The organism is Senegalia massiliensis, from assembly GCF_900626135.1.
Lineage (GTDB): Bacteria > Bacillota > Clostridia > Tissierellales > SIT17 > Anaeromonas > Anaeromonas massiliensis.
Map to the genome: position 1 here is coordinate 327829 of NZ_LR130786.1, position 16412 is coordinate 344240.

General features: G+C 29.0%; 10 protein-coding genes. 2 read left to right on the forward strand and 8 right to left on the reverse strand.

All coding sequences use genetic code 11. The annotated features are described in order from the left end of the window. Positions 1-2 precede the first annotated feature (2 nt). The 4 genes from nifJ to uvrC form a co-directional block, all read right to left on the reverse strand. Positions 3-3542, reverse strand: coding sequence for a pyruvate:ferredoxin (flavodoxin) oxidoreductase (gene nifJ, locus E0D94_RS11465; RefSeq protein ID WP_130807701.1), 3540 nt, complete (start codon positions 3540-3542; stop codon positions 3-5). A 172-nt stretch (positions 3543-3714) separates the two neighbouring features. Next, entirely contained in the window at positions 3715-4665 is a 951-nt protein-coding gene (locus tag E0D94_RS11470) for an ROK family protein (protein ID WP_130807702.1), read from the reverse strand. Positions 4666-4675: 10 nt separating this feature from the next. Continuing rightward, positions 4676-5596, reverse strand: a complete 921-nt coding sequence (hprK, locus tag E0D94_RS11475) for an HPr(Ser) kinase/phosphatase (protein ID WP_130807703.1) — start codon at positions 5594-5596, stop codon at positions 4676-4678. A gap of 12 nt (positions 5597-5608) precedes the next feature. Next, positions 5609-7474, reverse strand: coding sequence for an excinuclease ABC subunit UvrC (uvrC, locus tag E0D94_RS11480; RefSeq protein WP_130807704.1), 1866 nt, complete (start codon positions 7472-7474; stop codon positions 5609-5611). Positions 7475-7580: 106 nt separating this feature from the next. Between uvrC and E0D94_RS11485 the strand changes: the two genes are divergently transcribed. Both E0D94_RS11485 and E0D94_RS11490 read left to right on the forward strand, forming a co-directional pair. Beyond that, positions 7581-8270: a hypothetical protein gene (locus E0D94_RS11485; RefSeq protein ID WP_130807705.1), complete on the forward strand. Its 690-nt coding sequence runs from the start codon at positions 7581-7583 to the stop codon at positions 8268-8270. Positions 8271-8287: 17 nt separating this feature from the next. Next, entirely contained in the window at positions 8288-8923 is a 636-nt protein-coding gene (locus E0D94_RS11490) for a YgjV family protein (RefSeq protein ID WP_130807706.1), read from the forward strand. 33 nt (positions 8924-8956) lie between these two features. On the opposite strand, the gene uvrA is transcribed toward E0D94_RS11490, so the two are convergent. The 4 genes from uvrA to E0D94_RS11510 form a co-directional block, all read right to left on the reverse strand. Continuing rightward, positions 8957-11779, reverse strand: coding sequence for an excinuclease ABC subunit UvrA (gene uvrA / locus E0D94_RS11495; RefSeq protein ID WP_130807707.1), 2823 nt, complete (start codon positions 11777-11779; stop codon positions 8957-8959). A 34-nt stretch (positions 11780-11813) separates the two neighbouring features. Then, the gene (uvrB, locus tag E0D94_RS11500; protein WP_130807708.1) at positions 11814-13787 is read right to left on the reverse strand and encodes an excinuclease ABC subunit UvrB; all 1974 of its coding nucleotides are present in this window, start codon (positions 13785-13787) and stop codon (positions 11814-11816) included. 138 nt (positions 13788-13925) lie between these two features. Continuing rightward, positions 13926-15125: a S41 family peptidase gene (locus tag E0D94_RS11505; RefSeq protein WP_130807709.1), complete on the reverse strand. Its 1200-nt coding sequence runs from the start codon at positions 15123-15125 to the stop codon at positions 13926-13928. Positions 15126-15263: 138 nt separating this feature from the next. After that, positions 15264-16397, reverse strand: a complete 1134-nt coding sequence (locus E0D94_RS11510; protein ID WP_165442957.1) for a murein hydrolase activator EnvC family protein — start codon at positions 16395-16397, stop codon at positions 15264-15266. Positions 16398-16412 lie beyond the last annotated feature (15 nt).

Consider the following 16412-nt stretch of genomic DNA (forward strand, 5'->3'; position numbering starts at 1 on the left):
AATTAATATTCCATTTCAGCCATTCTCTTATAATTTTCATATCTTTCTTTTGCATCTTTCTCTGCTTTTTCAAACAATTGATCTGCAAATTCAGGGAATGTAGCTGCTAATGAAGTATATCTAACTTCACTCATTAAGAAATCTCTAAATGAAGCTTTTGGTTCTTTAGAATCTAATATAAATGGATTCTTTCCTTCTTCTTTAAGTGTTGGGTTATATCTATATAAATGCCAGTATCCTGCATCTACTGCGTTCTTTTCTTGTTCTTGTGCTTTACCCATACCTGCCTTTATTCCATGATTTATACATGGTGCATAAGCTATTATAATTGAAGGTCCATCATAACTTTCTGCTTCAACTAATGCTTTCATAAATTGATTTTTATTTGCACCCATAGATACTTGTGCTACATAAATATATCCATAAGTTGTTGCAATCATTCCTAAATCTTTCTTCTTAGTTTTCTTACCTGATGCAGCAAATTTAGCTACAGCTGATGTTGGAGTAGCTTTTGAAGACTGTCCTCCAGTATTTGAATACACTTCAGTATCAAATACTAATACATTGATATTTTCTCCAGACGCTAACACATGGTCTAAACCTCCAAATCCAATATCATATGCCCATCCATCTCCACCTATAATCCAAACTGACTTCTTAACTAGGTAGTCTTTAGTTTCTCCAATTTGTTTTAATATAGATTTTGCTTTTTCATCTGTAATATCATTTGAATTTATAACATCTAATACCTTCGCTGATGCTTTTTTAGAACCTTCTGCATCTTCTTTAGAATCTATCCACTCTTTCATTACAGATTTAACTTCATCAGAAACATTTAATTCAATTAATTCATTCATTAATACTTCTAATTTATCTCTTAATTGATTTGTTGCTACAGCCATTCCATATCCGTATTCTGCATTATCCTCAAATAATGAATTAGCCCAAGCAGGTCCTTGACCTTTTGAATTCATGCAGTATGGAGTTGAAGGAGCTGAACCACCCCAAATTGATGAACAACCTGTTGCATTAGCTATTAACATTCTATCTCCATAAAGTTGAGTAACTGCTTTTGCATATGGAGTTTCTCCACAACCTGCACAAGCTCCAGAAAACTCTAATAAAGGTTGTGCAAATTGACTTCCTTTAACAGTATTTAAATTCATTCTATCTTTTTTCTCAGTTACAGTCATTGCAAATTCCCAATTTGGAATTTCTTTTTCTGTTTGAGTTTCAATAGGTTTCATAATTAATGCTTTTTCTTTAGCTGGACAAATATCTGCACAATTTCCACATCCAGTACAATCTAATGGTGATATTTGAATTTTATATCTTAAACCTTCAAATTGTTTACCCATTGGCTTAATTGTATCAAATGTTTCTGGTGCTCTTTCCACTTCTTCTTCATCTAATAAGAAAGGTCTAATTACAGCATGTGGACAAACAAACGAACATTGGTTACATTGTATACAATTGTCTGGTTGCCATTCTGGTACAGTTACAGCAATACCACGTTTTTCAAATGCTGCTGAACCATTTTCAAATGTACCATCTTCAGCTCCTACAAATGAACTTACTGGTAATAAGTCTCCTTCTTGTCTGTTAACTGGATCAAGTATATTTTTGATAAAATCAGGCATTTCTTCACCTTCAGCTACTTGCTTTTCAACTGTTTCATCTTTCCAAGATTCAGGTACATCTACTTTAACTAAGTTATTCATACCTTTTTTAACTGCTTCTTTATTCATTTCAACTATTTTTTCACCTTTTTTACCATAAGACTTAACAATAGCTTCATCTAAATATTTCTCAGCTTCATCTAAATCTATTACATTAGCAAGTTTAAAGAATGCTGATTGCATTATCATATTTGTTCTATGTCCAAGTCCTATTTCTTGAGCCATATGAGTAGCATCTATTGTATAGAATTTAATATCATTATCTGCTATATATTTCTTCATGCTTGCTGGTAACTTTTCATCTAATTCATCTTGATTCCATATTGTATTTAATAAGAAAGTACCACCTTTTTTAAGACCCTTAAGTAAATCATATTTTTTAACATATGATTGAGTAGAACATGAAGTAAAGTCTGATTCTTCAATTAAGTATGTTGATTTTATTGGCTTTTTACCAAATCTTAAGTGAGATACTGTTATTCCACCTGATTTTTTAGAATCATAAGAGAAATAACCTTGAGCATACATATCAGTATTATCTCCAATGATCTTAATTGCATTTTTATTTGCTCCTACAGTTCCATCCGAACCAAGTCCCCAGAACTTACATCTAATAGTTCCTTCTGGTGTAGTATTTATTTCTTCTTCTATATCTAAAGATAAATGAGTTACATCATCATTAATTCCAATTGTAAATCCATTTCTAGGCTCATCTTTGTCTAATTCATCAAATACTCTCTTTATCTGTGAAGGAGTAGTATCTTTTGAACCTAAACCATATCTTCCACCTATTACTAATGGTCTTTCATTTTTATCATAGAAAAGCGTTTTTATATCTTGATATAAAGGCTCTCCTAATGATCCTGGCTCTTTCGTTCTATCAAGTACTGCGATTTTCTTAACTGTTTTTGGTAACACATTAAAGAAGAATTTTTCACAGAAAGGTCTATAAAGATGTACTTTTATAACACCTACTTTTTCTCCTTTTGATACCATATAATCTATTGTTTCTTCAATAGTTTCAGTAACAGATCCCATTGCAACTATTACTTTTTCAGCATCTTCTGCACCATAATAATTAAATGGTTTATATTCACGACCTACTACTTTTGATATTTCCTTCATATAATCTTCAACAATTTGAGGTAATTCATCATAAAATCTATTTGAAGATTCACGTGCTTGGAAGAATATATCAGGATTTTGTGCAGTACCTCTAGTTACTGGTCTTTCAGGATTTAATGATCTATTTCTGAAAGCCTTTACAGATTCATGATCAACTAATTTATCAAATTCATCATAATCAATAACTTCAATTTTTTGTATTTCGTGTGAGGTTCTAAATCCATCAAAGAAATGTACAAAAGGTATTCTAGATTTTATAGCCGATAAATGAGCTATACCTGCTAAATCCATAACTTCCTGAACACTACCAGATGCAAGTAAAGCAAAACCAGTTTGTCTTGCAGCCATAACATCAGAGTGATCCCCAAATATTGATAATGCATGACTTGCTACAGCACGAGCACTTACATGGAATACTCCTGGTAAAAGTTCTCCTGCCATTTTGTACATGTTAGGTACCATAAGTAATAATCCTTGAGAAGCCGTAAAAGTTGTAGTTAATGCTCCTGCTTGTAAAGAGCCATGAACTGCACCTGATGCTCCACCTTCAGATTGTAATTCAGTCACTTTTACTGTTTGACCAAAAATGTTCTTCTTTCCATTAGCTGACCAATCATCAGCGTATTCTGCCATTGGAGAAGAAGGTGTGATAGGATAAATTGCAGCAACATCTGTAAATGCATAAGATACATAAGCAGCGGCTGTATTTCCATCCATAGTTTTCATTGCTTTTGACATTTAATTACCCCCTCATATAATATAAATAATTAAAATAAAATTAATCAACAAAGTTAGCTCAAGTTAAGTATATTAAACAAATATGCTGATGTCAATAACATACAATTTTTTTGAAACCTTCAAAAAAATATTTGATTAGAAAAACATTTGTTATATTGTATACAATATAATGTTATTTATATTCTGAAATTAAGGCTGCACCTATTATTCCTGCCTCATTACCTAATTTGGAAAGTCTTATTTGGGTAATTTTCCCTTCTTTAAATATTACATAATTGATAATTTTTTTATTTATTTTTTCTATCAAATATTCGCCTGCTTTAGAGACTCCACCACCTATTGCAATTATATCAGGATCAATTAAGTTAATAATATTAGCAAGACCTATTGCTAAATAGTCGGTCATTCTTTCTACAGACTTTATTGCTAATTTATTACCTTTTTTAGCAAGTTCAAATACTAATTTGGTATCTATTAAATCATCATTAGATTTTAAAGCTTTCATAAATTCTTCATCATTATTTCCTTCATTTATTAATTTGTTTGTATACTTAGCTATAGCTGTAGCAGAAGTAAAGGTCTCAAGACATCCATTATTTCCACAATTGCAATCATAAAAATTCTCTCCTACTATAATATGTCCAATTTCTGCACCTTTATTATGACTTCCACTATAAACTCTATCATTTATTATAATTCCACTTCCAACTCCTGTACCTAATGTTAAAAAAACTGAGTTCTTATATCCTTTAGTAACACCTTTTACACTTTCTGCAATTCCTGCTACTGTTGCATCGTTATCTATATAAATAGGTATATCATAATTAGATTTTAAATCTTTTCCAAGTGGTACATTTGTCCATTTTAGATTTGTTGCATAAACTATATAATCACTATTTGGATCAGCAATGCCAGGAACTCCTATACCAATAGATTTTATGTCATAGCCTTCAGACTTAGAAAATTTAATCGCTTTATTTATTAAGTCAATTAAATTATCTTTTACTTTTTTATATCCTAATTCTACTTTTGTTAATGTAGAGTCATGATATATTATTTCACCATTTCCATCAACTATACCAATTTTTATGCTTGTCCCTCCAATATCAATTCCAATATACATAATCTACCCCCTACCTATTTTCCATTTGATTAATCAATTTATTATTCAATTCAAGTGCTGCATTATAACCCATCTTTTTTTGTCTATAATTTCGTGCTGCAACTTCTACAATCATGGAAATATTTCTTCCAGGTTTCACAGGAACTGTTATTTTGGACATTTTAGTTCCTAATATATCAGTATATTCTTCATCTAATCCAGTTCTATCATATTCTTTTTTCTCATCCCAATATTCAAGCTCTACAACCATATCTATAGTTTTAGAATTTCTTACAGCTCCTACTCCAAATAGTCTCTTAATATCTAGTATACCTATTCCTCTTATTTCTAAAAAATGTCTTATAAGTTCTGGAGCAGTCCCTTTTAAATTTCCTTCATCTTTTCTCTTTATGTCAACAGCATCATCAGCTATAAGCCTATGCCCTCTCTTTATTAATTCTAGAGCAGTTTCACTTTTACCAACTCCAGATCTTCCTGTAATCAATACTCCAACACCATATACATCTACTAAAACTCCATGAATAGTAGTATTTGGAGCTAGCATATCATCTAAGTATATTATTAAATTGTTTATAAATTTTGATGTTGAAAGAGATGATCTTAAAATAGTTCTGTCATATTTTTTTGCTAGGTTCAGTGCTTCATCTGAAATATCTAAATCTCTAGTTACTATAAGTGCAGGTATTGGATGAGAAAATAAATATTCTAATCGTTTAAACTTAATTTCTTTATCAAGTGTTTGTAAGTAGTGCCATTCTACATTACCAATAATTTGTATCCTATCTTCTGCAAAAAAATCTACATACCCAGCGAGTTGTAAACCTGGTCTATTTATATCACTTTTTATTATATTTATATTGTTATTTTTACTTTGACAAATTACTTCTACATCCATATCTTTAATTAGTCTTTTTATATTTACTGAATTCATATAATCACTCCCTTATTTATGGAAAAAATCATATACTGACTGTGCTGCCTTTATATTCATTCCATCTATATTTTTCATTTCTTCAATACTTGCTTTTTTTATATTTTCAATAGAACCCAGCTCTCTTAAAAGAGCTTTTTTTCTCTTAGTTCCAACTCCTTTTATATCATCTAAAACTGATTTAAATACTTTTTTATCCCTTAAACTTCTATGATAACTTATAGCAAATCTATGTGCTTCATCTTGTATTCTTGTAATTAATTTAAAAACTTCACTATGTTTAGAAATTTTTATTTCTTTATTTTGAAATATAATTCCTCTTGTCCTATGAAAATCATCTTTTATCATTCCACATACAGGTATATCTAGATTAAATTCCTCTAATACTTTTAATGCAATATTTACTTGTCCTTTTCCCCCATCCATCATTATTAAATCAGGTAAAACAGAAAAACTTTTAATTCCTATTTTATTTTCTTTTATGGATTTTGCTTCTTCTACAGCTCTATTAAATCTTCTCCATAATATTTCTTCCATACTTCCATAATCATTTGGACCTTCTATAGATTTAATTTTAAATCTTCTATAATCACTTGTTTTCTTACTTCCATTTTCAAAAACTACCATTGATCCAACTGACTCAACACCTGCTATATTAGAAATATCAAATGCTTCTATTCTATTTGGAGTTTTTTCTAAATTTAAAATCCCTCTTAATTCTTGCAAAGTACCTTTTTCTTTTTTAGTTTTTCTTTTTATTCTATCACTATATTGATTTAGTATCTCTAATGCATTTTTTCTGACCATTTCCATTAGATGATTTTTTTCTCCTCTTAAAGGTACTTTTATATATACATTTGACCCTCTTTTTTCCGTAAGCCAACGAGAGACAATATCCATATCTTCAAATTCCTCTTCAATTAATATCTCTTTAGGTACAAAAGCTGTTCCCATATAAAATTGCTTTGTAAATGAAGATAGTATTTCTTCTCTAGTTTGATTCTCTATATCAGTAATTATAAAATGTTCACGTCCCATTAACTTTCCATTTCTCATAAAAAATATTTGAACTATAGCATCTTCTATGCCACGAGCCATTCCTATTATATCTCTATCTATTGTAGAAGTAGTAGAAACTATTTTTTGTTTTTCTAGAATATGCTCTAATGAAAGTAATTGATCTCTATATCTAGCAGCTCCTTCAAAGTCTAGATTTTTAGAAGCTTTACTCATTTTATCTTTAATTATTTCCACTAAATTTTCTTCTTTTCCATTTAAAAACATAATTATTTCATTTATCATTTCCATATACTCATTATGCGGTATATTTCCCATACATGGTGCATTACATTTTCCTATATAATAATTTAAACAAGGTCTTTCTCTTACTTTTTTTCCTTCTTCTAACTTTAACTTACAAGTCCTAATTGGATATAAATCTCTTATTATATCTAGAGTATCATTTACAGCCCCTGCACTAGTATATGGACCAAAATATTTTGCTTTATCTTTTAATACATTCCTAGTTTTTATAACTCTAGGATAATTTTCATTTAATGTTACTTTTATATATGGATATTGTTTATCATCTCTTAAAAGGACATTATATTTTGGTTTATACTTTTTTATTAAATTTGATTCTAGAATTAAAGCTTCTACTTCAGAATCTGTTAATATATATTCAAATTCTTCTATATGACTTACCATAGCCTTAACTTTCGCTTGTTTGTTAGAGGAAGATCTAAAGTATTGTCTTACTCTATTTTTAAGACTTACTGCTTTTCCTACATATATGATTTCTCCTTTTTTATCCTTCATTAAATAAACACCTGGAGAATCAGGCAACTTTTTTAATTCTTCTTCTATATTAAAATTCATATATATCATCCTTTTTTGTACTAATTCCAATTATAATAATATCATAATTGAAAGAATTATTAAATTTAGTTATAATGATAATATAACATCTTAAGGAGGTACAAACTTGTCAGGTACTAAGAAAAGTATTTTATTTTTTGCATCATTCTTTATCACTATCTTTTTCATGTCTATTGTTGGAGTTATATTTAGACCTTTTTTAGAAAATATAGATGATTATACTTATTATAATATAGTTTCTCCTATATTATATACAATTTATTTAATATTTTTTATGATTATAGAGTCAACAATAAGGAAAATATATACTAAGAGGTTTTTAAATGAAAGTACTATATTATTTAAAGTTAAAACTAATGGTTTTAATTTATCAGTACGTTTAATAATATATTTAGCTATCGTACTTATATATTTTATTTCTCTTTTTAGAGATTTTAGTATAAAGTCTATTTCTATTCCTAGAATAATATTATTCATACTTTCTTTTTTAATTATAGAGTTTATACTCAGAATTTCAAATAAAAGTATTTATGGATATTTTACCAGAGACTATATAATAATATCTGGTTGGGATTTTAGACTTAGTCTACCTATAATATACGGTACTAATGTTCATAATGATTCAGATGTTTACACATATAATGATATAAAAGATTATTTTATTTTTACTGATTATATCGAGCTCTATTTAATTGCAGATCAAGGTAAGTTAGTTTTTGATATTGATAGTGAACTTTCTCGTAAGTTTGTAGGGATTTTAAATCAGAAAAAAATACCTATGAAAAAATTCAATTAAAATATGGAGGTTATAGGATGGATATAAATTGGTTAGAATGGCTTGGCTATTTGGCATCATTTGTGGTTTTAATATCCCTTTTAATGTCATCTGTTATAAAACTTAGATGGATAAATTTTATAGGTTGTATCATATTTTCTATTTATGGTTTCTTAATTGGGGCTTTACCTGTTGCAATAATGAATTTGGGTATTAGCTTTATTAATATTTATTATTTAGCTAAGATTTATAGGTCAAAAGATTATTTTAAAATATTACCTATAGATATGAATTCTGAATATTTTAATTATTTTTTAGATTTCTATAAAGAAGATATATTAAATTATTTTTCTTCAACTAGATTCAATAGTGATGATAATATTATAAACATATATGTATTGAGAAATTTAGTACCTGCTAGTATTTTTATTGCTTCAGAATATGATAAAAATACTTTAAAAGTTGAAATGGACTATGCCATACCTGAATATAGAGATTTTAAAATTGGAAACTATCTTTTTGAAGAAAATAAAGATTATTTTTTAAATAAAGGCTATAATAGATTTATTAGTATTTCCCAGAATAATAAACATGATAATTATTTAGAAAAAATGGGTTTTACAAAAATTTCAGAGGATGGAATAGATTATTTTGTAAAAGAAATTAATAGATAGAGAGTATTTGTACAAATACTCTCTATCTATTAATTATTTTTTTAATATTTTATTTAAAAAATGTCCTGTATGGGAATCTTCTGTATTTGATATGAATTCAGGAGTACCCGTAGCTACAACAGTTCCACCGCCATCTCCACCTTCAGGTCCTAAATCTATTATATGATCGGCTACTTTTATAACATCTAAATTATGTTCTATTACAAGAACACTATTTCCACTATCTACAAGTTTGTTTAATACTTTAATAAGTTTATGAATATCAGCAAAGTGAAGTCCTGTTGTTGGTTCATCTAAAATATATAATGTCTTTCCTGTACTTCTTTTACTAAGTTCTGTAGCAAGCTTTATTCTCTGTGCCTCTCCACCTGAAAGTTGAGTAGAAGGCTGACCTAAATGAATATATCCAAGGCCTACATCATTCATAGTCTTCAATTTTCTTTTTATCTTTGGTATAGAATCAAAGAATTCTAATGATTCTTCTACTGTCATCTCTAATACGTCAGATATTGTTTTTCCTTTATACCTTACCTCTAATGTCTCTCTATTATATCTATTACCTTTACATACTTCACAAGGTACATATACATCTGGTAAAAAATGCATTTCAATTTTTATTATACCATCACCATTACATGCTTCACATCTTCCACCTTTTACATTAAAACTAAATCTTCCTTTTTTATATCCACGAGTTTTAGCTTCAGGTGTCATTGCAAATAACTCTCTTATGTGATCAAATACCCCTGTATAAGTTGCAGGATTTGATCGAGGTGTTCTACCTATAGGTGACTGGTCTATATCTATTACTTTGTCAACATTATCTATACCATCAATTTTTTTATGTTTTCCAGGCTTCTTTTTGCCTCTATGGAGCTCTTGTGACAATCCTTTATATAATATTTCATTTATAAGAGTTGACTTACCTGAACCAGATACTCCTGTTACACAGGTAAATACTCCTAAAGGTATTTCTACGTCTATATTTTTAAGATTATGTTCTTTAGCTCCTATTATCTTTATTTTATTCCCATTAAATTTTCTTCTTTTATCAGGAATCGATATCTCTTTGTCTCCACTTAAATATTGTCCTGTAATAGATTCTTTACACTCCATTATTTCTTTTACATTTCCTTCTGCCACAATTTCTCCACCATGAACTCCTGCTCCAGGTCCAATATCAACAATATAGTCTGAAGCATACATTGTATCCTCGTCATGCTCTACTACTAGAAGTGTATTTCCTAAGTCTGTAAGATTTCTAAGGGTTTTTAATAATCTATCATTATCTCTCTGATGCAATCCTATACTAGGCTCATCTAACACATATAATACTCCTACTAAAGAAGATCCAATTTGAGTAGCCAGTCTTATTCTCTGTGACTCTCCTCCAGATAATGTTCCTGCACTTCGTGAGAGAGTAAGATATTCAAGACCTACATCAGATAAAAATCCAAGTCTAGAATTAATCTCTTTTAAAATTTGATGAGCTATAAACTCCTGTCTTTCTGTAAGCTTTAAGTTATTAAAGAAATCAAAGCTATCTTTTATTGACATTTCCGTTACATCAGATATGTTCCTATCGTTTATTGTAACTGCTAAAGATTCATCTCTTAATCTTGCACCATGACAATCACTACATGGTATTATGCTCATATAATTTTCTATTTTTTCTCTAATATAATCTGAGTTAGTTTCTTTATATCTTCTTTCTAAGTTATTTATTACTCCTTCAAAAGTTCCTCTATAACTCTTGTTTCCACTAAATCTACTATTAAATTTAAATTGTATACTTCTATCTGTACCATATAATAATTCATCAAACATAGCCTTAGGAGCTTTTCCTATGGGCTTATCCATTGAAAAATTATGATAATCTGCTATAGCTTTAAATATTCTATAATAGTAGGTATCCTCGCCTGCACCACTATATGGAGCAATAGCTCCTTGAGATAAGGATAAGTTTTTATTAGGTATAACTAATTCTTTATCAACTTTTTTATGATTGCCTAAACCATTACATGTAGGACACATACCAAATGGACTATTAAAAGAAAACATCCTAGGAGATATTTCTTCAAGTGCTATTCCACAATCAGCACATGCAAAATTCTGGCTAAATAGCATATCTTCTCCCTCAATAATATTAACTATTACTAATCCTTCTCCTATATCAAGTGAAGTTTCTATTGAATCAGTTAGTCTCTTTTCTATATTATCTTTTATTATTATTCTATCTACAACAATTTCTATAGTATGTTTTTTATTTTTTTCTAATTCTTCAACCTCATTTATATCTGATATTTCTCCATCTATCCTGACCCTTACAAATCCTTCTTTACGTATGTTTTCTAAAAGTTTTTTATGTTGACCTTTTTTTCCTCTTACTACAGGAGCTAATATTTGTATTTTTGTTCTTTCTTCTAACTCCATTACTTTGTCAACCATTTGATCAATAGTTTGAGATGATATTTCTTCACCACAATTTGGACAATGAGGAGTCCCTATTCTAGCAAATAAAAGTCTAAAATAATCATATATTTCTGTAACTGTACCAACAGTTGAACGTGGATTTCTATTTGTAGTCTTCTGGTCTATTGATATTGCAGGAGATAATCCTTCAATATATTCAACATTAGGTTTTTCCATTTGCCCTAAAAATTGTCTAGCATATGCCGACAAACTTTCTACATATCTTCTTTGGCCTTCAGCATATATTGTATCAAAAGCTAATGATGATTTTCCCGAACCTGATAACCCAGTTAAAACTATAAATTTATCACGTGGTAATTCAATATCAATATTTTTTAAATTATGCTCTTTAGCTCCTTTAACTATTAATTTATCCTTTTGCATTTTATTATCCCTCTTTTCTAATTAAGACCAGAACTTAATTATCTAGTTTTTTATTGAGTTCTGTTATTTTATCTCTTAATTCTGCTGCTCGTTCAAATTGTAAATTTTCTGCTGCTTGCATCATTTCTGTTTCTATCGCTATAATCATATTTTCAATTTCTTCTTTTGTCATTTCATTTTGTACATTATAGCCATCTTCATCTTCTGCTACCTTTGTTGCTTCTATTACATCTCTAATAGATTTCTTTATTGTAGTAGGTACTATATTATGCTCTTCGTTATATTTTTTTTGAATACTTCTTCTTCTATTTGTTTCTGATATTGTCCTATTCATAGAATTAGTAATCTTATCAGCATACATTATAACTCTACCTTCAGAGTTTCTAGCTGCTCTTCCTACTGTTTGAATCATTGAAGTCTCAGATCTCAAAAACCCTTCTTTATCTGCATCTAAAATAGCAACTAGAGAAACTTCTGGTAAGTCTAATCCTTCTCTTAATAAGTTTATTCCTACTAATACATCAAATTTCCCGAGTCTTAAGTCCCTAATTATTTGCATACGTTCTATTGTTTTTATGTCAGAATGAAGATATGTTACCTTTATTCCTATTTCTTCTAGATACGAAGTTAAATCTTCACTCATTTTTTTAGTAAGAGTTGTAACAAGAACTCTTTCATTTTTTTCTACTCTTATATTTATTTCTTTTATCAAATTATCTATTTGATTTTCAGTTGGTCTTACTTCTATAGATGGATCTAATAATCCTGTAGGTCTTATAATTTGCTCTACTATCTGTTCTGAATGTTCTTGTTCATAAGGACCAGGTGTAGCACTTACAAATACCATTTGATTTATATGTCCTTCAAATTCTTCAAAATTAAGTGGTCTATTATCAAGTGCTGAAGGTAATCTAAATCCATAATCTACTAATGTTTGTTTTCTAGATCTATCTCCTGCATACATCCCTCTTATTTGAGGTATAGTTACATGCGATTCATCTACTACAATTAAAAAATCATCCGGAAAATAATCAATAAGGGTATATGGCTTACTCCCTGCTGTTCTATCACTTAAATGTCTAGAATAGTTTTCTATTCCATTACAATAACCCATTTCTCTAAGCATTTCTATATCATACATAGTTCTTTGTTCAAGTCGTTGAGCTTCTAAGAGTTTATCTTCACTTCTAAGTTCTTTCAATCTTTCTTCTAATTCTTTTTCTATACTTACTATTGCACTATCTATTTTATCTTGTGATGTAGCAAAGTGAGAAGCTGGAAATATTGAGATATGGTTTCTTCTTCCTATTATTTCACCAGTTAAAGAATTTACTTCTGTTATTCTATCTATTTCATCCCCAAAAAATTCTACTCTTATGGCATTTTCTGTAGATGAAGCAGGAAATATCTCTATTATATCACCTCTAACTCTGAATGTTCCTCGTATAAAATTAATATCATTTCTTTCATACTGTATATCAACTAATTTTTTTATAACTTCATCTCTATCCTTAATCATGCCTGGCCTTAAAGATAATACTAAATTTTCATAATCAATAGGATCTCCAAGACCATATATACATGATACAGAAGCTACTATTATAACATCTCTTCGTTCAAATAAAGATGCTGTAGCTGAATGTCTCAGTTTATCTATCTCATCATTTATAGAAGCATCCTTTTGTATATAAGTATCACTTCCTGGAACATATGCCTCAGGTTGGTAATAATCATAATAACTTACAAAATATTCAACTGCGTTATCTGGAAAAAATTCTCTAAACTCACTTGCAAGCTGTGCTGCAAGTGTCTTGTTATGAGCTATAACTAATGTAGGCTTTTCTACTTTCTCAATTATATTAGCCATTGTAAAAGTTTTACCTGATCCAGTTACTCCTAATAATGTTTGAAACTTATTATTATTATTTATACCATTTGTTAACTTTTCTATTGCTACAGGTTGGTCTCCTGTAGGTTTGAATTCTGAACTTAATTTAAATGTACTCATTTTTTATCACCTCAAAATTTTAAGGAACGGTTGTTCGTTATCATTATATTGCTATTTCTATATTAAGTCAATACATCTACTAATATTTATTCCCTATTATTTGACTAATAAAACGACAAAAAAGATATAGACAATTGTCTACATCTTTTCTCTTAATATTTCTATTGCTTTTTTAAGTTGTATATCTTCATCTAAATTTTCAACTCCACCTTCAATTCCATCAGGCAGCTTTATCTCAATATCAGGCTCAATTCCTTTTCCATGAATATTAGTACCATTTGGTGTAAAATACTCAGAAACTGTAAGTTTAAATCCAGAACCATCACTTAATTGTTCTATTCTTTGTACTATACCTTTACCAAATGTTTTAGTTCCTATAAGAGTTCCAGTATTTGTATCTTTTATAGCTCCAGATAATATTTCAGAAGCCGAAGCACTACCTTCATTTACAAGAACTGTAAGAGGAATACCTAATTTATCTTCGTCTGATTTATAATATTCTCTTGCTCCATTTTTAGTTTCAGTATAAACTATATTTGATTTACCTATAAGTAAATCAGCAATATCTGCTGTTTGAGCAAGTAAACCACCAGGATTATTTCTTAAATCTATTACTAAGGATTTCATTCCATTATCTTGTAATTGTTCTAAATGCTTTTTAAAGTCTTCATATACCAATTCATCGAATTGTATAATTCTTATATAACCAATATTATCTTGTAGCATCTTTGATTTAACACTTTTAAGTCTTATTTCTTCTCTAGTTAATTCAACCTCAATTTCTTCTGTTTTTCCTTCTTCAGTTTCCCTTAGAATTGTAAGCTTAACATCTGTTCCAGGATCTCCTTTCATAAGTTCAACTGCCTTATCCATATTATCAGCAGTAAACTCCTTATCATTTACCTTAATTATCTTATCCCCAGATTTTATACCAGCTTTTTCTCCAGGAGTATCTTCTATAGGAGATACAACTGTTATATAACCATCTTCTCCAGGTGTTACTATTATTCCTACTCCTCCATAGCTTCCTTCTGTTTGATCCATAAAATCAGCAAATTCTTTTTTTGTCATATATACAGAATAAGGATCTTCTAAACCTTCAAATAATCCTTTTAGCTGTCCATCTGTTAGTTCTTCATTAGTCACATCATTTAGATAATTTTCATTTATATAATTCTTTATATATGCTATCTTACTTGTGCTATTCAATTGACTTTTAGGCATTATTATTTTTGTTCCTATAGTAAGTTGAACCATATTATCTAATATAAAAGTGCCTGTAGCAGTTAATAAAATTAAAATTACTCCAATTATCATAGCCTTTTTCTTTGAAATCATTTATTCACCTCCAATTAAGTATCATACTATAAAGTTTATTAAAATTACTATAATATTATACCATTTAGCTTTTACCATTTCAATTTAACTATTCACTAAAACATTTTAAAAGACAGAGCCTTAACCCTGTCTTTTAATTTATCTTAAATATGATAAAGGATTTACATATTGTCCATTTTTTCTTACTTCAAAATGAGAATGAGGACCTGTAGAATTACCTGTACTTCCTCCCTTAGCAATAGGCTGACCTTTTTTAACTTGTTGTCCTACACTTACCAATAGAGATTGATTATGTGCATATAGTGTAACTATTCTACCACCATGGTCAATCATAACAGTATTACCATATCCACCTTTCCATCCTGCATATATTACTCTACCACTATTTGCTGCTACTACTGTAGTTCCATATTGTCCACCATAACTAATATCTATACCAGTATGTAGTTTCTTGGTGCCATATATAGGATGTGTTCTATACCCAAATGGAGAGCTTATTTTATACTTACCAGGTACTGGCCATGTATATTCTCCACCTACATACTCTGCGTTAGGATTTTGTAAGTTTTGTATATCATTTGTAGTTTCATTTGCTTCTTTATTTAAATCATCTTCTAATTTTTCTAGTTTTTTATAATCTTTTTCTAGCTTTTTCATCTCACTTCTTTTAGATCTATTTGCTAAAGAAAGTTTTTCTCTTTGTTTTCTTACTTGACTTTTTTGATGATCTAATAATTTTTTCTTTGTTTCTAGTTCTTTTTTCTTATCTTCAATTACATCTCTTTGTTCTTGCATATACTTCAATAAATCAACATCTTGATCCGCTATTTTTTGTACTAAATCTAATCGACTAATAAAATCACCAAAGTCTTCAGCGCCTAAAAGCACTTCTAAATAACTAACATTACCATTTTTATACATAACTCTTAATCTTGCACCTAATGTTTCACTTTTTTCATCTACTTTACTTTGTGCTTCCTCTAATTCTTTTTCAGTATTATTTATATCACTTTTTACACTAGATATCTTACCTTCTACTTTTTTTATTTCTTGTGCAGCTTCATTTATTTCTTTATCTAATTTTTTTATTTCTTTTTCTACTTCAGACATTTCATTGCCTTTTTCCTTTAATTCTTTTTGTGCATCTTTTAATTTAGTTTCAATACCTTTTTGCTTTTCCTTTAATTCATCTACATCTCCTGCGTAAACAGCTCCTACGTTTAAAAAGATTGCAGTTATAAGTAAAAAAGATAAAGCCTTCCCTTTTTTCAACATAGTTTCCTCCCT

Excerpts from the sequence above, each read along its gene's own strand:
- nifJ (WP_130807701.1), bottom strand. The coding sequence starts at position 3,542 with ATGTCAAAAGCAATGAAAACTATGGATGGAAATACAGCCGCTGCTTAT.
- E0D94_RS11470 (WP_130807702.1), bottom strand. The coding sequence starts at position 4,665 with ATGTATATTGGAATTGATATTGGAGGGACAAGCATAAAAATTGGTATA.
- hprK (WP_130807703.1), bottom strand. The coding sequence starts at position 5,596 with ATGAATTCAGTAAATATAAAAAGACTAATTAAAGATATGGATGTAGAA.
- uvrC (WP_130807704.1), bottom strand. The coding sequence starts at position 7,474 with ATGAATTTTAATATAGAAGAAGAATTAAAAAAGTTGCCTGATTCTCCA.
- E0D94_RS11490 (WP_130807706.1), top strand. The coding sequence starts at position 8,288 with ATGGATATAAATTGGTTAGAATGGCTTGGCTATTTGGCATCATTTGTG.
- uvrA (WP_130807707.1), bottom strand. The coding sequence starts at position 11,779 with ATGCAAAAGGATAAATTAATAGTTAAAGGAGCTAAAGAGCATAATTTA.
- uvrB (WP_130807708.1), bottom strand. The coding sequence starts at position 13,787 with ATGAGTACATTTAAATTAAGTTCAGAATTCAAACCTACAGGAGACCAA.
- E0D94_RS11505 (WP_130807709.1), bottom strand. The coding sequence starts at position 15,125 with ATGATTTCAAAGAAAAAGGCTATGATAATTGGAGTAATTTTAATTTTA.